Origin of the sequence: Cupriavidus sp. U2 (assembly GCF_009663685.2) — a bacterium.
Taxonomy (GTDB): Bacteria; Pseudomonadota; Gammaproteobacteria; order Burkholderiales; family Burkholderiaceae; genus Cupriavidus; species Cupriavidus necator_C.
Genome location: NZ_RCOG02000005.1, coordinates 1 through 21938 on the forward strand (window position 1 = coordinate 1; position 21938 = coordinate 21938).

Sequence of the window (21938 nt, forward strand, 5' to 3'; positions counted from 1 at the left end):
GTTCGACTTGCATGTGTAAGGCATGCCGCCAGCGTTCAATCTGAGCCAGGATCAAACTCTTCAGTTCAATCTCTGTGTGGTGCCGAAGCACCTCGCTCTTTCGAGCGGTCGCTCACTCTCAGAAAACTGACTGGCTCGCGTCTCGCGACGCAAACCAACATGTTTTACTGCGCGAGCACTGATAACTTTTGAAGCATCACGAAGCCGAAGCTCCGTGGCGTTCGCCATCAAGCGCCCACACTTATCGGTTGTTTGTTTGTTAAAGAACCCGAGCGACCGGCTTTGCCGTTCGCTGTCGCTGCGTCTTTCGTCGCAGCGGAGAAACGAGATTATGCAGAGCATTCAACGTTTCGTCAACAGTTTTTGCAGAACTTTTTCTGCCGGCCGGCGCCGCGAACTTCGCAACGCCAACCCCCTGCCAACCCCGCAACCGTTGTCGCCGCTGCGTTTGCAGCGCGCTTCGTGTTGCGAGGGGGCGAATATTAGGCCCGTTCCGCGACCTTTGCAACACGCATGTCACGAATTCATGGCGAGACGTTCGGAATCTGCGACACAAGCCGTTGATCGCAAAGGAAAATCGGCCCGACAAATTATTATCGGGTCGACCAATACCCCTCAACTTGCCTCGGGTATCTCCTGACTCAAGTTTTAGCGATGCTTAAAAACGGGTGGCCGTTTCTCCACAAATGCGGCCATCCCTTCCTTCTGATCTTCGGTGGCGAACGTCGAATGGAACAGGCGCCGCTCGAAATGGACGCCTTCGTTGAGCGTTGTCTCATAGGCGGCGTTGATCGATTCCTTGATCATCATGACCACCGGCAGCGAATACCCGGCGATCGTCTCCGCCGCCGACACGGCCTCGGCCACCAGCTTGTCAGCCGCCACCACGCGCGATACCAGCCCGGCCCGCTCGGCCTCGGCGGCGTCCATCATGCGCGCCGTCAGGCACAGGTCCATGGCCTTTGCCTTCGATACGGCGCGCGGCAGGCGCTGCGTGCCGCCGGCGCCGGGCATGGTGCCCAGCTTGACCTCGGGCTGGCCGAACTTCGCGCTGTCGGCGGCAATCACGATGTCGCACATCATCGCCAGCTCGCACCCGCCTCCCAGCGCGTAGCCGGCTACCGCGGCAATCACCGGCTTGCGGATGCGGCGGATGGTTTCCCAGTTGCGCGTGATGTAGTCGCCCTTGTAGACGTCCATATAGGAATACCTGGCCATCATGCCGATGTCGGCGCCGGCGGCGAACGCGCGCTCGCTGCCCGTGATGACGATGCAGCCGATGGCCTCATCCGCGTCGAATGCGGTCAGCGCGGCGCCCAGTTCGTCCATCAGCGCGTCATTGAGCGCGTTCAGCGCCTTGGGCCGATTGAGCGTGACCAGCCCGACGCGGCCACGCGTCTCCACCAGGATGTTCTCGTACGGCATGTCTTCTCCTTGCGATAAGAGGAATCGTTGATCTGTCTGATACAGAAGCGGATCGATACTCGCCCGCCGCCGTGGCGCCGGTCAAGGCGGGCTGCCACCTCTTGCGCCATGCCGGCATCCCTACTACTATTTGCCGACCGACTGGTCGGTTAATTTAAGGGGCGCGCGCTGCTATCTACAATGGCCGTGCGACCCATCGCGGCACAGATCCGCACAACCGACCCGACGAAGATCAAATGGCGCAGGAGACCACCATGCCCCCGTCACAGGTTAGCCCGGCCAGCCCGGTCAGCCCCGCGCACGCCCCCGCGCGTGAGCGTCTCGAAACCGGCCCCATCCTGCTGCGCTGGCACGGCGATGTCGCCGTCGTCACGCTCAACCGACCCGACAAGCTCAACAGCTTCACGCGCGACATGCATCGCGCGCTGGTCCAGGCGCTGGATCTGGCCGAAGCCGGCGCGGCCCGTGCGCTGCTGCTGACGGGCGCCGGCCGGGGCTTCTGCGCTGGGCAGGACCTGGCCGATCTCGATTTCACCCCCGGCCAGGCCACCGATCTGGGCGACCTGATCGATACCTGGTTCAACCCGCTGGTACGCCGCCTGCAGGCGATGCCGCTGCCCGTGATCGCCGCGGTCAACGGCACGGCCGCCGGCGCGGGTGCCAATCTGGCGCTGGCTTGCGACATCGTGCTGGCGGCCCGCTCGGCCAGCTTTATCCAGGCATTCGTCAAGATCGGCCTGGTGCCCGATTCCGGCGGCACCTGGCTGCTCCCCAAGCGACTGGGCATGGCGCGCGCGTTGGGGCTGGCGATGACCGGCGACAAGCTCACCGCCGAGGAGGCCGAAAAATGGGGCCTGATCTGGGAGACGATGGACGATCCCCTGCTCATGGAACAGGCCATGGCGCTGGCCACCCACCTGGCCGCGCAGCCCACGCGCGCGCTGGCGGCGATCAAGCAGTCGATGCACGCCAGCGCCACGAATACCTTCGACGCCCAGCTCGACCTCGAACGCGACCTGCAGCGCCAGCTTGGCCAGTCCCACGACTACAACGAAGGCGTAAACGCCTTTCTTGAAAAGCGCGCCCCGCATTTCAAGGGCGCCTGATCCCCTGCCCCCGCGCGTGAAGGAGACCCGCTTGAACCAAGACCCCCAGGCCCTTGCCCAGGCCACGGCGCATGCCATGTACGAGTCCGACGCCTGCAGCCGCTGGCTGGGCATGGTGATCGAGGAAGTCCGCCCCGGCTACGCCCGCCTGTCGATGCCGGTACGGCCGGAGTTCCTGAACGGCCATGCCATCTGCCACGGCGGCCTGATGTTCACGCTGGCCGATTCGGCCTTCGCGTTCGCCTGCAACAGCCATAACATCAACACCGTGGCGTCGGGCTGCAGTATCGAATTCCTGCGGCCCGTGCAGGGCGGCGACGTGCTGACGGCCGAAGCCGTCGAGCAGATCCTGTCCGGCCGGCATGGCGTGTACGACATCAAGGTGACCAACCGCGCCGGCGAGCCGGTGGCGATGTTCCGCGGCAAGTCGGCCCAGATCAAGGGGCACGTCATCCCACCGGCCGAGGCCTGACACCACACAAACGCCGTACCCTGCGCCAACGTAGCGCACCCATCCCGGAAACGTGGAGACATCATGAGCACGCGCCTGACCGATCTGCCCCTGGAGCCGATCGAGACTGCCAGCCGGCAGCAACTGCAAGCCCTGCAGCTTGAACGCCTGAAATGGTCGCTGCGCCATGCCTACGACAATTCGCCCGTGTACCGGCGCAAGTTCGACGAGGCAGGGGTACATCCGGACCAGCTGCAGTCGCTGGCCGACCTGGCGCGCTTTCCGTTCACCACGAAGAAGGATCTGCGCGACAACTACCCGTTCGGCATGTTCGCGGTGCCGCAGGACCGCGTGGCGCGCGTCCATGCCTCGTCGGGCACCACGGGCAAGCCCACGGTTGTCGGCTACACGCTGCGGGATATCGACATCTGGGCCACGGTGATGGCGCGTTCGATCCGCGCGTCGGGTGCGCGGCGCGGCGACAAGGTGCACATCAGCTACGGCTACGGGCTGTTCACGGGCGGGCTCGGTGCGCACTACGGCGTCGAGAAGGCTGGCCTGACGGCCATCCCGTTCGGCGGCGGCCAGACCGAGCGCCAGGTGCAGCTGATTCAGGACTTCAGGCCCGAGGTCATCATGGTGACCCCCAGCTACATGCTGGCGATTGCCGACGAACTCGAGCGCCAGGGCATCGACCCGGCATCGACATCGCTGCGTATTGGCATCTTCGGCGCCGAGCCGTGGACGCCCGAGATGCGGCAGGCGATCGAAAAGCGCATGGGCATCTCGGCCGTGGACATCTATGGGCTGTCCGAGGTGATGGGCCCGGGCGTGGCCAACGAGTGCGCCGAGACCAAGGACGGCCCCACCATCTGGGAAGATCATTTCTATCCCGAGATCATCGACCCCGACACTGGCGACGTGCTGCCCGATGGCGAATTCGGCGAACTGGTCTTCACGTCGCTCAGCAAGGAGGCGATGCCGGTGATCCGCTATCGCACGCGCGACCTCACGCGCCTGCTGCCGGGCACCGCGCGGGCCGCCTTCCGCCGCATGGAGAAGATCACGGGCCGCACCGACGACATGATGATCGTGCGCGGCGTGAACGTCTTTCCGTCGCAGATCGAGGAACTGATCCTCAAGCACACCGAACTGGCGCCGCATTACCAGTGCGTGCTGGGCAAGGAGGGGCCGCTCGACACCCTGACCGTGCGCGTGGAATGCGCCCACGGCGCCGAGCCGTCTGTGGCGGCCCAGGCGCGCGAGCAGCTGACGCACGACATCAAGGCCTATATCGGCGTGACGGCGGGCATCGAGATCCTGCCCGAAGGCGGGGTCGAGCGGTCGGTGGGCAAGGCGCGGCGCATCGTCGACAACCGGCCGCGCTGACCGTCATCCGATCGGCAAAGGGGATTCACCAGGCATCAAGCCGCCAGCCTTCGTCGGTGGCCACCAGGCGGTCGGTCAATGCCAGGCCGTCCATGAAGGCATCGTCGTGCGATACCACCACCAGGGCGCCCTGGTAGCCGCGCAGCATCGCCTCCAGCGCCTGGGCCGACGGCAGGTCCAGATGGTTGCTCGGTTCGTCGAGCAACAGCAGTTGCGGCGGCGGGTCTGCGTACAGGGTGCAGGCCAGCGCCGCCTTCAGCCGTTCGCCGCCGCTCAGCGCGCCGCTGGGGGCGGCAATCTTCTGCGCATCGAGCCCGAGGTGCGCCAGCAGCATGCGCAGGTTTGCCTCGGTGGCCGTGCCGTTTGCCGCCCGCATCTGCGCCAGGACTGATTGCTCCGGATCGAGATTGGCCAGTTGCTGGTCCAGGTAGACCGTCTCGGCGGAACGCCTGCAGGTGCCGGCCAACGGCGCAAGCTCGCCCGCCAGCGTCTTCAGCAGCGTGGATTTCCCGCAGCCGTTCGGCCCGACCACGCCCACGCGCTGCTTGCCCGTCACGGTCAGGCTGACACTGCGGGTGGCGCCCGGCACGAACGGTAGCGCCACCGCGTCGAGTTCGGCCACACGCCGGTGCGCGGCCTGTGCGGCCTGAGCGACCGGCACGCCATGAAGTGTGATGTGTGCCGCGTCCTCCACCTGCCGTGCGGCTTCGCGCACACGTTGGTCCAGATCGGCCTGGCTGGCGGCTTGTTGCTGGCGCAGCTTGCCGGCGGACACTTCGCTGCGCGCCTTCTGGCCGCCGAGCAGAATTTCGGCCTGATTCGACGTTTTCCCCTCCCGGTTGCCACGCGCCTGGCGCCGCGCCTGACGCTCGCGCTGATCCAGCATCGACCGTTGCTCGCGCTTGCGTTCGCGCTTGCGCTGCGCGAGCTGGTCGATCGCGTGCTGCCGCTCGTCGGCCTTGCATTGGGCGTAGAACGTGTAGTCGCCGCCATAGCTGCGCAGCCCCAGCGAGGACAGTTCCACGATGCGCGGCAGGGTGTCCAGCAGCGCCCGGTCGTGGCTCAACACCAGCAGCCCGCGCGGCCACTGCTGCAGCTGATCGATCAGCGCCCGACGCGCGGGCCGGTCGAGATGGTTGCTGGGCTCGTCGAGGATCAGGAAATCGGCATCGGACAACATGGCGCCGACCAGCGCCACCCGCATGGCCTCGCCGCCGCTCAGGGTGTCGGCCGTCGCCGCGGCATCGAGATGGCCCAGGCCATTGCGGTCGAGTGCCTGTTGCAGCCGCTGGCGCACATCCCAGCCGCTGCCCACGGCATCGAAATCCTCCGGGGCGCAGCTGCCCGCCTCGATCCGCGCCAGCGCGTCGAGCGTATGCCGCACCCCGGCCAGGCTTGCCACGGTAGCACCGGCAGGCGGCGCCACCTGCTGGGCCAGATAGCGCACGCTGCCCGAGCGCAGGCAGCGCCCGCGCGTGGGCGGCAACTGTCCAGCCAGAATCTGCGCCAGCACGGATTTCCCCGCGCCATTGCGGCCGACCAGGCCGGTGGGGCGCTGGTCGAAAGTCTCGTCGAGATCGGAAAAAAGGCTCCTGCCGTCGGGCAGGACATAGGACAGGCCTTCGAGCCTGAGATAGGGATCGGTCATGCGTGGATTCCGGAGATGCCAGGAACTCCCCCAGCTTGCGGGGGCGGGTGGAGACTGGCCGTCTTGTCGACGGCGGCATCAATGGCGCATGAGACCAATACCTCTGTGTTGGGTGATCAGGCGGCTATTGTAATGGGGATGGCAGAGGCTTGCCGCGGCGCCGTCGCCACCACTTCCCCCACGAGGATGATCGACGGGCTGGCCAGCCCCGCCCCCACGGCTTCCGTCAATGTGCCCAGCGTACCGGTCCACTTGAGCTGGTCCGCGCAACTCGCGTGCATCACCACGCCCGCCGGCATGTCAGGCCGCATGCCTGCATGCAGCAGGCCCCGGCGGATCGACGCGATGCGGTGCATGCCCATGTAGATCACCAGCGTGGTGCCGCTGGCCACCAGCGCCCGCCAGTCCGGTTCGCCATCGCCGCGCGTATGGGCGGTGACGAACGTCACCCCATGACAATGGGCACGATGGGTCAGCGCGATGCCCAGCGCCTGCGCCGCCGCCAGTCCGCTGCTGATGCCGTTGACCACCTCGACATCGATCCCGTGCCCGCGCAGGAACGCCACTTCCTCGCCGCCCCGGCCGAACATCAGCGGATCGCCACCCTTCACGCGCGCCACGCAGCGGCCCGCCAATGCATGCGCCAGGGTCTGGGCGTGGATGCTGGCCTGGCTTACCGAGCAGCGCCCGCCGCGCTTGCCGACGGCAATGACCTCGGTGCCGGGGCTTGCGTAGCAGGCCATTGTCTCGGGCACCAGATCGTCGATCAGCCAGACCTGCGCTTCCGACAAGGCCCGCGCGGCCTTGACCGTCACCAGGTCCGGATCGCCGGGGCCGACACCCACCAGCCACACCTTGCCCGTCTGGCGGCCCTGCGCGGCCTGCCGCGCTTCGTTCTGCTGCCCTTCTCGCGCCTGGCGCGGGCTGCCCATGTTCCACCGTGTCATCATGTCATCTCTCAGTTCAATGGCTCGTGCCCGAAGAACGCGTGGTCTTGTTGAAGACGTTGTACTTGCCCACCGGCTTGTCCATCGGCAATCGCTTGATTTCCTGCAGCGTTGCCGCGTCGTAGACCACGATGGCGCCCTTGTCTTCCATCAGGCTGACCAGCGCATAGCGCCCATCGCGCGTGAACTCCACGTGTGCCGCCGTCCGGCCTGGCGACGGCGTGACGCTGCCCACTACCTTCAGCGTCTGCTTGTCGATGATCTGGAGCGTGTCGCGGCGCGGGCTCATCATGGCGTCGGTCCAGGCATAGGGCGTGGCCTCGTGGCTGCGCAGGAAGAAGCCCGGGCCATTCGTGGCGATGGTGGCCACGGTCTGCCAGGTCTGCATGTCGATCACGCTCAGCGCGCCCTGCTTGAGGTTGGGCGACGCCATCACGTCGCGCCCGTCGCGCTGCCAGGTGATGCCGCTGCCCAGGTGCGGCATGCCGGACAGGGCCAGGTCCGCCACCTTGCGGCCGGCATCGAGATCGATCACCTGGCCGGCACCGCCGCGCGAGGCGCCCAGGATATGGCGATACGGCTGGTCGAAGAAGAAGTCGTCGAGCACGTCGTCCAGCGCGATCACGCGCGGTTGCAGCGTGGCGTAGGGAATCTCCCAGACTTCGGGGATATCGCGCAGCGCGGCGATAAACGAGCCGCGCGGCGCGGCATCGTAAACCGCCGAAACGCGCGACGCCTTGCCGTCTGCCCCCGTCACGGGATACACCCTTTCCAGCGACAGGTCGTCGGCACGCAGCAGCACCATGGTCTGCGGCAGCGTGTTGCCGGCCAGCACCCATTTGCCGTCGTCGCTGACCGCCACATTGCGCGTGTTCAGCCCCTCGCGTGTCTCGGCCACCAGCGTCAGGTTCCACAGGTCGTACTTGCTGATCCAGCCGTCACGGCTGGCCACATAGACAAAGCGGCCGTCACGGCTGAACTTGGGGCCGCCGTGCAGTGCAAAGCGCGTCTGGAACCGGTGGATCGGCTCCAGCTTGTCGCCATCGAGCACGCTTAGATGGTGGCTGCCCGACTCCACCACCAGGAACAGGTTCGATGGATCGGCGCGGAACACCGGCTTGTCCGGCAGGCTGCCCGGTGCGTGATAGACCACACGCGACGCGCGGATGTCTGCCGCCTCCCAGTGCGGCGCCTGCGCCGGCGCCGTGCGCAGCCAGGTGGCGATCTGGTCCAGCGTGGCCTCCGGCAACTGGCCGGCAAAGCCCGGCATCTGCGTGGCGGCCCGGCCATGGCGCAGTACATCGCGCAAGGCATCGGGCTTGAGCCGCTCCAGGCTTTCCGGCAGCAGCGCCGGCCCCATGCCGCCGAGCCGGTCGGCGCCATGGCAGGCCGCGCAATGCTGCTGGAAAGCCGCCGACGGGCCGGACGACGGACCGGAAGACGGACCGGACGCGGTAGCGGCAAGCACCCCCGTCCACGCGCAGGCAGCCATCGCCAGCCCCGCAATCAGGCGTTTCATGCGGCAACCTCCCGGCCCAACGGATCGGCGATTTCCTCGTCGGACAAATAGCAGCCCGGGTCCTCGGCCCACGGATTGCCGCTGACGGCATAGGCGCGCACGCGCGTGTTGCCGTTGCAGATCTCGCGATGGGCGCAGGTGGCGCAGCGCCCTTCCAGCGGCCGGGGGCTCGACTTGAGCCCGCGCATCAGCGGATGGCTGCGATCGGCCCAGATGTCGCCAAACGCGCGCTCTCGTACATTGCCGATCGACACATGCCACCACATGGTGTCCGGATGCACATTGCCGAGGTTGTCGATATTGGCCACGCCCACCCCCGTGGCGTTACCGCCCCAGTTGACCAGGCGCTGGCGCATGTCCGCCAGCCGCCCGGGCTGGCGCCGGGCGATCCAGTGCAGCAGGCTCACGCCATCGGCATCGTTGTTGCCCGTGACGAAATCGCCGGCCCGGCCTTCCTGCGCACGCTCCCAGACGTGGTCGAACAGCCAATCCACGGCCACACGCGTATGGGCGTGATGCGCATCGTCGCCCCGGTGGCTGCTGCCACGGCCCGCATAGTTGAAATGCGAGAGATAGAACTTGTCGATGCCTTCGGCTTCGGTCAGCGCTACCACATCGGGCAACTCGTCGGCATTGGCTTCGGTCAGCGTCATCCGCACGCCCACGCGCAGGCCGCATTGCCGGGCCACGCGCAGCCCGTCCAGCGCCTGCCGGAACGCGCCGGGGCAGCGCCGGAAGCGGTCGTGCGTGGCTTCCAGGCCGTCCAGGCTCACGCCCACGTAGTCGAAGCCGGCCACCAGCAGCCGGGCCGCATGCCGGGTGTCCAGCAGCGTGCCGTTCGACGACAGCGACAGATGAAAGCCAAGCCGCTTGGCGTGCGCGGCAATCTCGTACAGGTCCGGCCGCAGCAACGGCTCGCCGCCGGACAGGATCAGTGCCGGCACCCTGGCCGCCTTCAGCTGTTCCAGCACGCCGATGGCTTCGGCGGTGGACAGCTCCCCCTTGAAGTCGGTATCGGCGGACGTGGAATAGCAGTGCTTGCAGTTGAGGTTGCAGCGCCGTACCAGATTCCAGATCACCACCGGGCCACCGGTGCGGCGCGGCGCCGGGGGTACGGGGCCGCCATCGCGCAATGCCTCCATGAAGCGGGAAACTCTGAACATGATCAATCTCCGGAGGCCCGCAGGCGCAGGCCGGTTTTCTTGAGAATGTGGGTGGACCACAGCACGTCGTGCGACCGGCATGCCTGGCCCAGCACATCTCGTATTTCTGCGATGTGCGGGACGGCTTCTTCCTGCGTGCGCGCATGGACCATCGCGAACAGGTTGTAGGGCCAGTCCGGCAGCCGGCGCGGCCGCTGGTAGCAATGGCTGACGCACGGCAACGCGCCCACGCGCGCGCCCAGTTCGGCCATCCGCGCGTCATCGACATCCCACACCGTCATGCCGTTGGCGCGCCAACCCAGCGCGTAATGGTTCGGCACCGCGCCAACCCGGCGCAGCACGCCGCGGTCGCGCATGGCCGTGAAGCGGGCCAGCACCTCGGTTTCCGGAATGCCGATCAACGCTCCCAGCGCATGCCACGGCGCCGGCACCAGCGGCAGACCGGCCTGCGTGGCCTGGATCAGCGCGCGGTCGATGGCGTCCAGTTCGCTGGCGCGTGTGGCAACGGCAAGGGGGTGGCTTGGGGCGATCGGCATGGGTGCTACACCGGTAGATACAGGTTGACGAAGAACTCGCGTTCCTTCGGGAAGGGCAGGATCTCCACCGCGGCGCTGGCCGCCACGCGCGCCAGCACGGCGGGCACGTCGTCCGCATGGGATACGGCCAGCACGAACCACAGGTTCAGGTGATGTGTGCGGGCGTAGTGATGGGCCACCTCCGGAAAGGCATTGATGGCCGCGATCACCGCGTCCAGCCGGTCGGACGGTGCATGGCAGGCGCACAGCACGAACTGTCCGCCCGCGCGCTCGATCTGGAACATCGGGCCGAAGCGTGTCAGCACGCCCCGCGCCAGCAGCGCGCGCAAGCGGGCGATCAGTGTGGCCTCGCTGATATCCAGCGCGGCGGCGGCATCGGCGTAGGGTCGGGGCGTCAGCGGCAGCCCGCGTTGCAGCGTGTTGACGATCTGCCGGTCGAGCGTGTCGAGCGTGGGGATGGCGGCGGGCGCATCCCGGCCGGTGGAGAGGTCTGTCATGTCGGTGGCACCTCCCAGCTATAGCGCGTGCCGCACTGCTTGAAGCACGTGCCGCTGCGCAGGACCCTGCCGGGCAGCCCGCCCATGCCGGCCTGGTGGTCGAAGTGTTCCAGCGCGGATTGCAGCTCGGCCTCACTGCGCGCATGCACCATCGCGAACAGGTTGTACGGCCAGCCGGGCAGCCGGCGTGTGCGGCGGTAGCACAGCGACACCGGCGCCACCCGCGCCAGCCGCGTACCGATGGTGTCCACGCGGGCATCCGGCACATTCCACACACACATGGCGTTATGCCGATACCCAAAGTGGCGGTGATGCAGGATCACGCCGAAGCGGCGGATTACGCCGCTGGCGTGCCACTGCGCGATGCGCGACAGCACCCGGTGCAGCGGCATGCCACAACGCCGGGCCAGCGCGTGGAACGGCTGCGGCGTCAGCGGCAGCCCCATTTCCAGCGCCGCGACCAGGCGCCAGTCGTCGTCGTCCAGATGTACCGGCGCGGCCGATGGCGTACGCCTGCCGCGCGGCGTGCCCGACGCGCCGGACATCGAAAAGCCCAGGTCGATGTGGTACTCGCGCTCCATGGGCAGGTCCAGCGGTAACTGGTCCACGTCATCGGCGATGCTGCCCAGCCCCACGTCCAGCGCGGCACGATTGCGCGCGCCGGCCACGAACCAGAGGTTGTAGCGGTGGCCATGCCGCGCGTAGTTGTGGCTGACCGCGCCATGGGCATTGACGCGTGCCGCCACGCGGGGCAGCGCATCGGGCGGCACTGCCAGCGCCGCCAGCGTACTGGCGCCAATCACGTTGGGCGCAAACACGGCGCCGATCCGGCTGACGCGGCCGGCACCCACGTCGCGCGCCAGCAGGCTCAGTACCGTGTGTTCGTTCAGGTCCAGCGCGGCGCCCGCGCTCTGGAACGGGCGGGGCACGATCGGGAAGTCGCGCTGGATGCTGTCGTAGAAGCGTTGCTCGTCGAACATGGCTGTCACATCGCAATTACATGCCGATGCGCTGTGCGCGCACCGTGAAGAAGATGCCGCTCGGCTGGTCGGCCTTGAGCGTGGCGATGCGCTGGAACGTGGCCGTGTCGTAGACCTCCACGCGGTTGTCGTCGCGGCAGGACAGCCAGAGCGCCTCACCCTTCGGTGTGAACTCCATGTGCAGCACGCCGTGGCAGGGCGTCAGCGTCTTCACCACCTGACGCGTGGCGGTATCCACGACCTGCACCGTGTCGTTCTTCGGAAACGCGAAGTTGACCCATACCTGGCGGCCGTCGGGACGCGCCATCGCAAACACCGGCTGCCCGGCCACGGCCACGCGCCCCTGTTCCTGCCAGTTGTGCGCGGGGTCGGCCACCAGCAGTTCGTGGCGGCCGATGGCCGGCAGCCACGCCTGCCCCTGCGCCATGGCCCAGCCGCGCAGGTGCGGCATCTTGTAGACCGGCAGTGGCGCCTCGCCCCGGCCGTAGCCGGACAGCACCTTGCGCGCGGTGGGCGGCGTCTGCCACAGGTCCACCAGCGTCAGGCCGTCCTCGCCGAACAGGCCAGCCAGGTACCAGCGTCCGTCGGGCGTCACCAGGCCGTCGTACGGCTCGCGGCCGGCAGGCAGGCGCTTCACCTGCGGCTGACGCGGGTCCGATGCATCGATGATCCAGATTTCGCCGGCCTCGAACAGGCTGGCCGCCAGCCGCTGGCCGGGCAGGTCGGCCAGGCCCACCACCTTGGAGCGGCGGCCATCGGGGCCGATGGCGGGAATTTCGGAGAGCAGTTCGAGCGTCCCGGCATCGAACAGCTTGATGCCGCCCGGCGCGTAGTTCTGCGCGGCCACCACCTTGCCGTTCTGCAGCATGGCGCCGCCGATGCTGTTGCCGGCCTGCTTCACGCGATGGGTCATGCGCTGCGCCAGCAGATCCAGGCGGGACAGGCCGCCGTCCCGGCCAAAGACATAGGCATATCGCCCATCGCGCGAGAACACCACGCTGGCGTGCGACAGATCGCCCAGGCCCTCGATAGTGCCCAGGCTCGTCATACCGGACGTTTCCACTACCTGCACCCGGCCGGCGGCGCGTTCGATCACCACGCCGAGGTCGCCGGTGCCACGCAAGGCGGCTTCCGGCGTCGCGGGCGAGCCGGCACAGGCGGCCACCAGCGACGACGCCCCCAACGCAACGGCGGCGAAACGGATCAGTCGTGCAATGCGCTGGCGGACGATGTGGGGAGCACGGGCGGCGGTTTGCCCGCCTGGAGTCTGTCGATCAGCCATTGGGCTTCTTCCTGCGTCATGAACGGTTGCCACGGCGGCATGGCGGTGCCGGGCCGGCCCTGCAGCACGGTGGCCACCAGGCCGTCACGCGGCTTGCCGGCCAGCGCCTCGGCTGTCAGCGGCGATCCCAGCCCGCCTTGCAGCGTCATGCCGTGGCAGGCACCGCAGTCGTCGCGCAGCCAGCGTGCCAGTTGCGCCTGGCGTGCCGCGGACGGTTCCGCATGCACCAGCGCGCCCGGCGCGGCCAGCATGCCGAGCAGCACCAGGTGCCGTGCGAGGGATCGGGCCATGAATCGTCGGATCAAGGGATCGGTGGGTCCGAGGGCTCGTACGCTCAGCGCGTCAGTACCCACTTGGCCAGCGCGCTGGCATCGGCATCGCCGAGCGCGTTGGGCGGCATCGGGATCGGGCCCCACTTGCCGGTGCTGCCTTTCTGGATGCTTTGCGACAGCTTCGCCGCGGCGTCCTTGTCGCTCTTGTACTTGGCGGCCACGTCCTTGAACGCCGGACCGATGAGCTTCTTGTCGACGCTGTGGCAGGCCATGCAGTTCTTGCTCTTGGCCAGGTCGGCATTGGCGTGGGCGGCCATCGGCAGCGCGGCCGCCAGCAAGGCGGCGCCAATCACTTTTGCGGGATGCATATCGTTCTCCTGATTGCTAATACCGGACAAGCAGCCAGCGCCCCGGGCGCCGGCTGGCCGCCAGTGGGGAATGCGGTGGCGTGCTGGTGCACGTCGGAAGTGCCCATCATCGTGAAAATGCGATGACCAGGGATTGATAGCAGTCAAGCCGACGACAGTTCACACGGAACCCGGCCCGAGGGATGCATCACAGGGTGACGGAATGCGCAACGAGGTGTTGGAGAAATGCGAAACGGACGTGCCGGGAACGGGAATGCCGCTGGGCGTGGAGAGGATTGGGAAGCGTTGGCAAGGGTCAAGATTCGACGTTGCTCCCGCCGGTATGGTCATCCGGCGAGCCAGATCCTCGCACCAGGACCTTACATGGAGAACGCATATGAATTCGGCTTTTCACGTTCTGACCAGCGCCAGTGTTGGCGCTTTCGCTACGCTTGCCGTTGCCCAACAGGCACCCCAGCCCGCGCCTGACAACGCAATTCCGAATCCGGATGGCTCCAGAACCATACTTCGATCACAACAATTGCCGGAGGCAAACGCACGGCACGCGAGATGGTGCGCCGAACATGGCGGTGTGGACGTTACCAACGAGGGCGATCTGACGCTGTCCGCCGATACCTACGATGCCGTCATCTGCGTGCGGACCGACTTCAGCAAGCCCGGATTCAGCGGCGCATACATCCCGGAGCACGGAAGCATCATTACACCTGACAATCGCCTTGAGACGGCGCCGGCCATGGGCCCGGATGTCCCACCCGCATCAACGCTCGAAGAGCTGGAGAACCAACAGTCTTTGCCACGTGGCGTCATCCCCCCGACTTCGGAGTGGTGGCGCAGCCTCAAGATTCCCACTATCAGCGTCTACCCCAACAACGGCTATACCGTGAAGACGAAGACACTGTTTCATGCCGCGTCATATGCAAGGTTCACCAACTTTTCGGGCGGACATAGCGGCAGGGTCGAATCAAGCATCCCTGCCCTGAACTGCCATTGGCGATGGCAAGGACGAATCCGGCCGGGGCACCATCAGGTCGACGGCTTTACCGGCTGCTACGCGCCCCGGCCCGGTGTCGTACGGACGAAAATAACGGCCTGTTCCGGCGTGATGTGCGCACGAGGCGAGGGGACGTTTGTCGCAATTCCACAATAGGGTATGCGCCCTCCCTTGGCCTGCCTGGTGGGCGGGGGAAGACAACCATCGCCGTCAGCTGCGCGGCATCAGCACCCACATGCGGCCGCCCTGCTTCATGCGGCCGGCGGTTTCGCCGGCGGCGTCGCCGGCGCCCCAGAAGAAGTCGGCGCGTACGCCGCCCTTGATGGCGGAGCCCGTGTCCTGGGCGAACATCAGGCGCTGGATCGGCTCGGTGGACAGCGGGCGCGTGGTGGACAGGAACACCGGCACGCCCAGCGGGATCGTGGCCGGATCGACGGCGATCGAGCGTTCCGCGGTAAGCGGCACGCCGAGCGCGCCGACCGGGCCGTCGTTGTTCGCCGGCAGTTCTCGGAAAAATACGAAACGCGGGTTGACGTTCAGCATTTCTTCGACGCGCGCCGGGTTGTTGCGCGCCCAGGCCTTGATGCCCTGCATCGTCGCCTGCGCAGGCGTGATCTCGCCACGGTCGAGCAGCCATTTGCCGAAGGAGCGGAACGGCTGGTCGTTGGTGCCGCCAAACCCGACGCGCATCATCGTGCCGTCTTGCAGACGGATGCGACCCGAGCCCTGGATCTGCAGGAAGGCCGCCTCGACGGCATCATCGACATAGACCAGCTCGTTGCCGCGCATCGCCGGCATCTGCAGCAGCTCGGCGCGCGCGGGCAGGGCGCCGCGCAATTGCGCCGGGCGGCGGTACAGCGGCACCTGGTACTGGCCCTGGCGGGTGCGCGATCCATGCAGGATGGGCTCGTAGTATCCGGTGATCAGACCACTATCGGTGCCATCGACGTTGACCACGCGGAACGGCTGGAAATTGGTTTCGAAGTAGGCACGCATGGCGGGCAGGTCGCCGGCATCCACCATCAGGCCGGTGGCGCACACGCGGCTCCATTCGGGCTTCTTCTTCAGTGCCTGGCAGCTGGCCTGCAGGGCCGGCCAGGCGGCGCGCACGTCGTCCTGGCTCCAGCCGCCGATCTCGGCCCAGGTGGCCGGCTGCAGCTTGCCGGCGTTCGGCGAGGTCGAAGGTGCCGGGGTGCCGGCCGTGCCGCCCGGCTGCACGCGGATCGGGCCGCCGCTCATGCAGCCGGCCAGCAGTGCGGCGCCAACGGCGGAAGCGGCCAGCGCCAGCCAGCCTCGGGAAGACGCACGCGGGGCGCGCGGGGAATACTGATATGCCATCTTGTTCGTTCTTTGCCTACAATCTCAACCCGATCTCAATCCGATCCGCCGACTGTCACAGACTGCCCCCACGCGATGAGCCAGTTCTTCGAAAACCACCCCACCCTGCTGCTGGCAGCCGAAGCCGGCCTGGCGTTGCTGCTGCTGATATTCATCGTGGTCTGGACGATGGGCACCGCGAAGAAGCATCCGCGTCCCACCCGTGCGCCGCAGGACCACCCGTCGCGCGCCGGCCAGGCGTCGCAGGAGACCGACAAGGCGCCGGACGCCTAGGTTCCCGGGGCGTCCCGCACGCCGACGTGCCACCACCCGCTCAGTGGAGCATGCGCGGCAGCACCAGCGCGAATTCGGGAATCGGCACCTCGAAGCGGTGGCCGTCCTCGGCCACGCAGAAATACTCACCCTTCATCGATCCCACCGGGGTCGAGATCGTGGCCCAGCTCGAATACTCGAAATGCTCGCCCGGCTTGAGCAGCGGCTGGTGGCCCACCACGCCCAGCCCCGCCACTTCCTGCGTGGCGTTGTCGCTGTCGGTGATGATCCAGTGGCGCGAGATCAGCTGCGCGGCCACTTCGCCGATGTTGTGGATGGTAATGGTGTAGGCGAACGCATAGCGCCCGCGGTCCGGGTCCGACTGGTCGGCCATGTACTGGGTGCGTACGGCCACGGAAAAAGCGTACTCGCTCATTGTTCGACGGATGAGGATGGTCGGCTGGCCGGCGTCCCGCCTGGGGGCGCGGCCGGGTGTGTCGCATTGTGCGGCAAGGGCTGGGCAGGGGCAAGCGGGCCTTGCCGGGCAGGATCGGGCCGGACCGGCGTAAAATACGCGCCATTCTCGCGGATCGCCCCCGTATCCGCCGCCTTCAGCGCCTCAATCCAGCGTCAGACCAGCCATGAGCCAGCCCACCTACCGCATCGCCCCGTCCATCCTGTCCGCCGACTTCGCCCGCCTGGGCGAGGAAGTGCGCCGCGTCACCGAGGCCGGTGCCGACTGGATCCACTTCGACGTGATGGACAACCACTACGTGCCCAACCTGACCGTGGGCCCGCTGGTCTGCGAGGCCATCCGCCCGCACGTGACCGCCCCGATCGACGTCCACCTGATGGTGCGCCCCGTGGACCGCATCATTCCCGACTTTGCCAAGGCGGGCGCCAATATCATCACGTTCCACCCGGAAGCCAGCGATCACATCGACCGCTCGCTGGCGCTGATCCGCGACAACGGCTGCCAGGCCGGCCTGGTGTTCAACCCGGCCACGCCGCTGCACCACCTGGACCACGTGATGGATCGCCTGGACGTGATCCTGCTGATGAGCGTGAACCCGGGCTTCGGCGGCCAGTCGTTCATCCCCGAGACCCTGAACAAGCTGCGCGCCGTGCGTGCCCGGATCGACGCCTACACGGCGCGCACCGGCCGCCAGATCCTGCTGGAAGTGGACGGCGGGGTGAAGCCGGACAACATCGCCGAGATCGCGGCGGCGGGCGCCGACACCTTCGTGGCCGGCTCGGCCGTGTTCGGCAAGCCTGACGCCGACGGCGGCTACAAGGGCATCATCGGCAAGTTCCGCGACGTGCTGGCCGGCGTCGGCAAGTAAGGCGGCGCGGACGATGACGAGCGAAATCCTGCGCCGCACCGACTGGCGCGGCATCCAGGCGGTGATCGTCGACCTGGACGGCACCATGGTCGATACCGCCGGCGACTTCCATGCGTCGGTCAACGCGATGCTGCTGGCGCTGGTGCACCAGCATCCGCACCTGGGTCCGGTGGAGCCGATGTCCGCACAGGAGATTGTCAGCTTCGTCGGCAAGGGGTCGGAAAACCTGATCCGCCGCGTGCTGGACGCCCGCTTCAGCCCGCTGCACGCCAACGGGCTGTTTGCCGACGCCTACGCGCTCTATGACCGCGAGTACGTGCGCATCAATGGCCAGTTCTCCAATGTCTACCCGAATGTCCGCGAGGGCCTGGCGGCGTTGAAGGCGCTTGGCCTGCGCATGGCCTGCGTGACCAACAAGCCCTGGAATTTCACCGGGCCGCTGCTGGCCAAGACCGGCCTGGCCCCCTATTTCGAGCTGGTCTACGGCGGCGACGCCTTTGCGCTGCGCAAGCCCGACCCCTATCCGCTGCTCAAGGTGGCCGAGGCATTCCGCCTGGAACCGGCCGCCGTGCTGGCCATTGGCGACTCCGAGAACGACGCCCGCGCGGCCCGCGCGGCGGGCATGGGCGTGCTCCTGATGCCCTATGGCTACAACCATGGGAACCCTGTACAAGGCGTTGACGCCGATGGTATAGTCGGCGACATTGCCCGCGTGGCAGCGATCCTTGCTGCACATCGGTCAAACCATCACGGTTAATCCCTGAACACCATCAATGTTCCTCAACCGCAAACGCATCTTTTCTGGCAGTGATCGGCAGGCCTGGCCCTGGCGTCGCTGGCGCGCCTCTGAACAGGCGTAAAGTGCGTTCGCGAGTTTCCTGACGGGCCTGGGTCGCCCGGACATCCGCGGTCTGCGGATGGCCCTCCCACCCAGGCTCCGCCGGACCGGTCCAGATGTCCTGACGACCGGCCTCCCCGGCAGATCCTTCCGCCAGCGCCGTAGTTCCGGTTGCTCCTGCTTGCGCCTGTGCTACGGTTAGCCTCGAGAACGTGCCACGCGCCGCCCCTGGCCGTGTGCAGCCTCATCGATTCACGTGTGCGCCACGGTCCGCCCCCCGGGGAGGCGGGTTGATGCAGCTTGTCGCCCTCCCATCCCGCAGACGACATCACGGTGCCGCCCGACCCGACCATACTGGCCGGCGCCGCAAGTAGAGGATCGACATGACCGAACTGGAATTCAAATCGCTGGCCGACCAGGGCTACAACCGCATCCCGATCATTGCCGAGGCGCTGGCCGACCTGGAAACCCCGCTGTCGCTGTACCTGAAGCTGGCGCAGTCGCAGACGCGCGGCGTGAACACCTTCCTGCTGGAATCGGTGGTGGGCGGCGAGCGTTTCGGCCGCTACTCGTTTATCGGCCTGCACGCGCGCACGCTGATCCGCGCCTACGGCCAGCGCGCCGAAGTCGTGACCGACGGCAAGGTCGTGGAAACGCACGAGGGCAACCCGCTGGACTTCATCGCCGCGTTCGAAAGCCGCTTCAAGGTGGCGCTGCGATCGGGCCTGCCCCGCTTCTGCGGCGGCCTGGCCGGCTACTTCGGCTACGACGCGGTGCGCTATATCGAAAAGAAGCTGGCCGACAAGCAGATGCCCGACGACCTGGGCCTGCCCGATATCCAGCTGCTGCTGTGCGAAGAACTGGCCGTGATCGACAACCTGTCCGGCAAGCTCTACCTGATCGTCTACGCCGACCCGACCACGCCCGAAGCCTATTCCCGCGCCCGTCAGCGCCTGCGCGAACTGCGCATGAAGCTGCGCCAGCCGGTGGACGTGCCCGTGACCAGCCCGTCGGTGCAGACCGAGGTCTATCGGGAATTCGCCAAGGCCGACTACCTGACGGCCGTCCACAAGGCCAAGGAATACATCATGGCCGGCGACATGATGCAGGTGCAGGTGGGCCAGCGCCTGATGAAGCCGTACCGCGACTCGCCGCTGTCGCTGTACCGCGCCCTGCGCTCGCTGAACCCGTCGCCGTACATGTATTTCTACAACTTCGGTGACTTCCAGGTGGTGGGCGCGTCGCCCGAAATCCTGGTGCGCCAGGAAACCCGCAAGGTCGGCACGCCCCAGAACGGCGACACCGAGACCGCGCGCATCGTCACGATCCGCCCGCTGGCCGGTACGCGCCCGCGCGGCAGCACGCCGGACCGCGACGCCCAGCTGGCCACCGAACTGCTCAACGATCCGAAGGAGATCGCCGAGCACGTGATGCTGATCGACCTGGCGCGCAACGACATCGGCCGCATTGCCGAGACCGGTTCGGTCAAGGTCACCGACAAGATGGTGATCGAGAAGTACTCGCACGTGCAGCACATCGTCAGCTCGGTGGAAGGCACGCTGCGCGAGGGCATGAGCAACCTCGACGTGCTGCGCGCCACCTTCCCGGCCGGCACGCTGTCGGGCGCGCCCAAGGTGCGCGCGATGGAAATCATCGACGAACTGGAACCGCGCAAGCGCGGCATCTACGGCGGCGCCGTGGGCTACCTGTCGTTCGGCGGCGAGATGGATCTGGCCATCGCCATCCGCACCGGCGTGATCAAGGACGGCAATCTCTACGTGCAGGCCGCCGCCGGCATCGTGGCGGACTCGGACCCCGAGGCCGAATGGAGGGAAACCGAGGCGAAGGCGCGCGCCGTGATCCGTGCCGCCGAACAGGTCCAGGACGGCCTGGACGCCGACCTCTGAGCCCCCGGGAGAGATGACATGCTGCTGATGATCGACAATTACGATTCGTTCACCTACAACCTCGTGCAGTACTTTGGCGAACTGGGTGCCGACGTGCGGACCTATCGCAACGACGAAATCTCGATCGGGGAGATCGAGGCCCTGAAGCCGGACCACATCTGCGTGTCGCCGGGCCCCTGCAGCCCGCACGAGGCCGGCATCTCGGTCGATGTGCTCAGGCACTTCGCCGGCAAGGTGCCGCTGCTGGGCGTGTGCCTGGGCCACCAGGCCATCGGCGAGGCGTTCGGCGGCAAGGTGATCCGCGCCAAGCAGGTGATGCACGGCAAGGTCAGTACGATCGAAACCACGCAGGAAGGCGTGTTCGCGGGCCTGCCGAAACACTTCGACGTGACGCGCTATCATTCGCTGGCCATCGAGCGCGAGACGCTGCCCGATTGCCTGGAAGTCACGGCCTGGACGCCGGACGGCGAGATCATGGGCGTGCGCCACAAGACGCTGAACGTGGAAGGCGTGCAGTTCCACCCCGAGTCGATCCTGTCCGAGCACGGCCACGCGCTGCTGGCCAACTTCATCAAGGCGCCACGATGAGGCGCGCCGACTATACCGCCTGCACCTTCGACGATCCAGCCGCCCACAATATTGAAGATTCCGCCATGTCCATCACGCCCCAGGAAGCACTGACGCGCTGCATCGAGCACCGCGAGATCTTTCATGACGAAATGCTGCACCTGATGCGGCAGATCATGCAGGGCCAGATCAGCCCGGTGATGGCCGCCGCCATCCTGACCGGCCTGCGCGTGAAGAAGGAAACCATCGGCGAGATCTCGGCCGCCGCGCAGGTGATGCGCGAGTTTGCCAACCACGTGGAGGTGAAGGACCGGCAGAACTTCGTCGACATCGTCGGCACCGGCGGCGATGGGTCGCATACGTTCAATATCTCCACGGCGTCGATGTTCGTGGCCGCCGCGGCCGGCGCGAAGATCGCCAAGCACGGCAACCGTGGCGTTTCGTCCAAATCGGGCAGCGCCGACGTGCTGGAGGCGCTCGGCGTGAACATCATGCTCACGCCCGGGCAGGTGGGGCAGTGCATCGAGCAGACCGGCATCGGCTTCATGTTCGCGCCCACGCACCACCCGGCCATGAAGAATGTGGCACCGATCCGCAAGGAAATGGGCGTGCGCACGATCTTCAACATCCTGGGCCCGCTGACCAACCCGGCCGACGCGCCGAACATCCTGATGGGTGTGTTCCACCCCGACCTGGTCGGTATCCAGGTGCGTGTGATGCAGCGCCTGGGCGCGCAGCACGCCATCGTGGTCTACGGCAAGGACGGCATGGACGAGGTATCGCTGGGCGCCGCCACGCTGGTGGGCGAACTGAAGGATGGCGAAGTGCGCGAGTACGAGATCCATCCGGAAGACTTTGGCCTGTCGATGATCTCGAACCGGGGCCTCAAGGTGGCCGACGCCGCCGAATCAAAGGAAATGCTACTCGAAGCACTGGGCAACGTACCGGGCACGCCGCGCGAGATCGTCTCGCTCAACGCCGGCACCGCGCTCTACGCAGCCAATGTGGCCAGTTCGATCGAAGACGGCATCCAGCGTGCGCGCGAAGCCATCGCCAGCGGCGCCGCCCGCGAGAAGCTCGACCAGTTCGTGCGCGCCACGCAGCAATATAAGTAAATCG

At 67.0% G+C, this 21938-nt stretch carries 23 protein-coding genes and 1 rRNA gene; 10 read left to right on the forward strand and 14 right to left on the reverse strand.

Annotated elements, in window-relative coordinates:
* Positions 1-67: ribosomal RNA gene (locus D9X30_RS05730) — 16S ribosomal RNA — on the reverse strand; the annotation flags it as partial.
* 581 nt (positions 68-648) lie between these two features.
* On the reverse strand, positions 649-1425 hold the full coding sequence (locus D9X30_RS05735) for an enoyl-CoA hydratase (RefSeq protein ID WP_153950354.1): 777 nt from the start codon (positions 1423-1425) through the stop codon (positions 649-651).
* 254 nt (positions 1426-1679) lie between these two features.
* Between D9X30_RS05735 and paaG the strand changes: the two genes are divergently transcribed.
* From paaG to paaK, 3 genes are all read left to right on the forward strand, one after another.
* Complete coding sequence (gene paaG / locus D9X30_RS05740; protein WP_502799612.1) at positions 1680-2531, forward strand: 2-(1,2-epoxy-1,2-dihydrophenyl)acetyl-CoA isomerase PaaG; 852 nt, start codon at positions 1680-1682, stop codon at positions 2529-2531.
* A 31-nt stretch (positions 2532-2562) separates the two neighbouring features.
* Positions 2563-3003: a hydroxyphenylacetyl-CoA thioesterase PaaI gene (paaI, locus tag D9X30_RS05745; protein WP_029050659.1), complete on the forward strand. Its 441-nt coding sequence runs from the start codon at positions 2563-2565 to the stop codon at positions 3001-3003.
* A gap of 63 nt (positions 3004-3066) precedes the next feature.
* A complete protein-coding gene (gene paaK / locus D9X30_RS05750) occupies positions 3067-4371 on the forward strand; it encodes a phenylacetate--CoA ligase PaaK (RefSeq protein ID WP_153950352.1) in 1305 nt (434 codons plus the stop codon).
* Positions 4372-4396: 25 nt separating this feature from the next.
* On the opposite strand, the gene D9X30_RS05755 is transcribed toward paaK, so the two are convergent.
* The 10 genes from D9X30_RS05755 to D9X30_RS05800 all read right to left on the reverse strand — a co-directional run bounded on the left by D9X30_RS05755 (position 4397) and on the right by D9X30_RS05800 (position 13583).
* Positions 4397-6019 carry an ABC-F family ATP-binding cassette domain-containing protein gene (locus tag D9X30_RS05755; protein ID WP_153950351.1) on the reverse strand — a complete coding sequence of 541 codons (1623 nt, stop codon included), beginning with the start codon at positions 6017-6019 and terminating at the stop codon, positions 4397-4399.
* 116 nt (positions 6020-6135) lie between these two features.
* Positions 6136-6969, reverse strand: a complete 834-nt coding sequence (gene cobA, locus D9X30_RS05760; protein WP_228771145.1) for a uroporphyrinogen-III C-methyltransferase — start codon at positions 6967-6969, stop codon at positions 6136-6138.
* A 13-nt stretch (positions 6970-6982) separates the two neighbouring features.
* Complete coding sequence (locus D9X30_RS05765) at positions 6983-8485, reverse strand: nitrite reductase (RefSeq protein WP_153950350.1); 1503 nt, start codon at positions 8483-8485, stop codon at positions 6983-6985.
* A complete protein-coding gene (nirJ, locus tag D9X30_RS05770) occupies positions 8482-9648 on the reverse strand; it encodes a heme d1 biosynthesis radical SAM protein NirJ (protein ID WP_153950349.1) in 1167 nt (388 codons plus the stop codon). Before nirJ ends, D9X30_RS05765 begins: the two co-directional genes overlap by 4 nt.
* A gap of 2 nt (positions 9649-9650) precedes the next feature.
* Positions 9651-10184: a siroheme decarboxylase subunit beta gene (gene ahbB / locus D9X30_RS05775; RefSeq protein ID WP_194946622.1), complete on the reverse strand. Its 534-nt coding sequence runs from the start codon at positions 10182-10184 to the stop codon at positions 9651-9653.
* Positions 10185-10189: 5 nt separating this feature from the next.
* Positions 10190-10681, reverse strand: coding sequence for an Lrp/AsnC family transcriptional regulator (locus D9X30_RS05780; protein ID WP_194946621.1), 492 nt, complete (start codon positions 10679-10681; stop codon positions 10190-10192).
* Positions 10678-11661, reverse strand: coding sequence for a siroheme decarboxylase subunit beta (gene ahbB, locus D9X30_RS05785; protein WP_153950348.1), 984 nt, complete (start codon positions 11659-11661; stop codon positions 10678-10680). Before ahbB (D9X30_RS05785) ends, D9X30_RS05780 begins: the two co-directional genes overlap by 4 nt.
* 16 nt (positions 11662-11677) lie before the next feature.
* Positions 11678-12943: a cytochrome D1 domain-containing protein gene (locus D9X30_RS05790; protein ID WP_153950347.1), complete on the reverse strand. Its 1266-nt coding sequence runs from the start codon at positions 12941-12943 to the stop codon at positions 11678-11680.
* Entirely contained in the window at positions 12865-13194 is a 330-nt protein-coding gene (locus tag D9X30_RS05795; protein ID WP_228771146.1) for a c-type cytochrome, read from the reverse strand. The genes D9X30_RS05790 and D9X30_RS05795 overlap by 79 nt, the downstream gene beginning before the upstream one ends.
* Positions 13195-13277: 83 nt before the next feature.
* A complete protein-coding gene (locus D9X30_RS05800; RefSeq protein WP_153950345.1) occupies positions 13278-13583 on the reverse strand; it encodes a c-type cytochrome in 306 nt (101 codons plus the stop codon).
* Between the two features lie 376 nt (positions 13584-13959).
* Here D9X30_RS05800 and D9X30_RS05805 point away from each other — a divergent pair, with 376 nt between their 5' ends.
* Positions 13960-14730 (forward strand): hypothetical protein, encoded by a 771-nt coding sequence (locus D9X30_RS05805; protein ID WP_153950344.1) that lies wholly within the window; start codon positions 13960-13962, stop codon positions 14728-14730.
* Between the two features lie 54 nt (positions 14731-14784).
* Here D9X30_RS05805 and mltA read toward each other — a convergent pair whose 3' ends face one another.
* Positions 14785-15912, reverse strand: coding sequence for a murein transglycosylase A (gene mltA / locus D9X30_RS05810; RefSeq protein ID WP_153950343.1), 1128 nt, complete (start codon positions 15910-15912; stop codon positions 14785-14787).
* A 75-nt stretch (positions 15913-15987) separates the two neighbouring features.
* Here mltA and D9X30_RS05815 point away from each other — a divergent pair, with 75 nt between their 5' ends.
* The gene (locus D9X30_RS05815) at positions 15988-16185 is read left to right on the forward strand and encodes a hypothetical protein (RefSeq protein WP_153950342.1); all 198 of its coding nucleotides are present in this window, start codon (positions 15988-15990) and stop codon (positions 16183-16185) included.
* 40 nt (positions 16186-16225) lie between these two features.
* Here the strand turns inward: D9X30_RS05815 and apaG are convergent, their stop codons facing one another.
* Positions 16226-16600: a Co2+/Mg2+ efflux facilitator ApaG/CorD gene (apaG, locus tag D9X30_RS05820; RefSeq protein WP_049815787.1), complete on the reverse strand. Its 375-nt coding sequence runs from the start codon at positions 16598-16600 to the stop codon at positions 16226-16228.
* A gap of 205 nt (positions 16601-16805) precedes the next feature.
* Between apaG and rpe the strand changes: the two genes are divergently transcribed.
* From rpe to trpD, 5 genes are all read left to right on the forward strand, one after another.
* Positions 16806-17507 carry a ribulose-phosphate 3-epimerase gene (gene rpe / locus D9X30_RS05825; RefSeq protein ID WP_029050706.1) on the forward strand — a complete coding sequence of 234 codons (702 nt, stop codon included), beginning with the start codon at positions 16806-16808 and terminating at the stop codon, positions 17505-17507.
* Between the two features lie 13 nt (positions 17508-17520).
* Positions 17521-18264, forward strand: a complete 744-nt coding sequence (gene gph / locus D9X30_RS05830; protein WP_153950341.1) for a phosphoglycolate phosphatase — start codon at positions 17521-17523, stop codon at positions 18262-18264.
* A gap of 464 nt (positions 18265-18728) precedes the next feature.
* Entirely contained in the window at positions 18729-20252 is a 1524-nt protein-coding gene (trpE, locus tag D9X30_RS05835) for an anthranilate synthase component I (protein ID WP_153950340.1), read from the forward strand.
* Positions 20253-20270: 18 nt separating this feature from the next.
* Positions 20271-20840 carry an aminodeoxychorismate/anthranilate synthase component II gene (locus tag D9X30_RS05840; protein ID WP_153950339.1) on the forward strand — a complete coding sequence of 190 codons (570 nt, stop codon included), beginning with the start codon at positions 20271-20273 and terminating at the stop codon, positions 20838-20840.
* A gap of 65 nt (positions 20841-20905) precedes the next feature.
* The gene (gene trpD / locus D9X30_RS05845) at positions 20906-21934 is read left to right on the forward strand and encodes an anthranilate phosphoribosyltransferase (RefSeq protein WP_153950338.1); all 1029 of its coding nucleotides are present in this window, start codon (positions 20906-20908) and stop codon (positions 21932-21934) included.
* Positions 21935-21938: the final 4 nt, after the last annotated feature.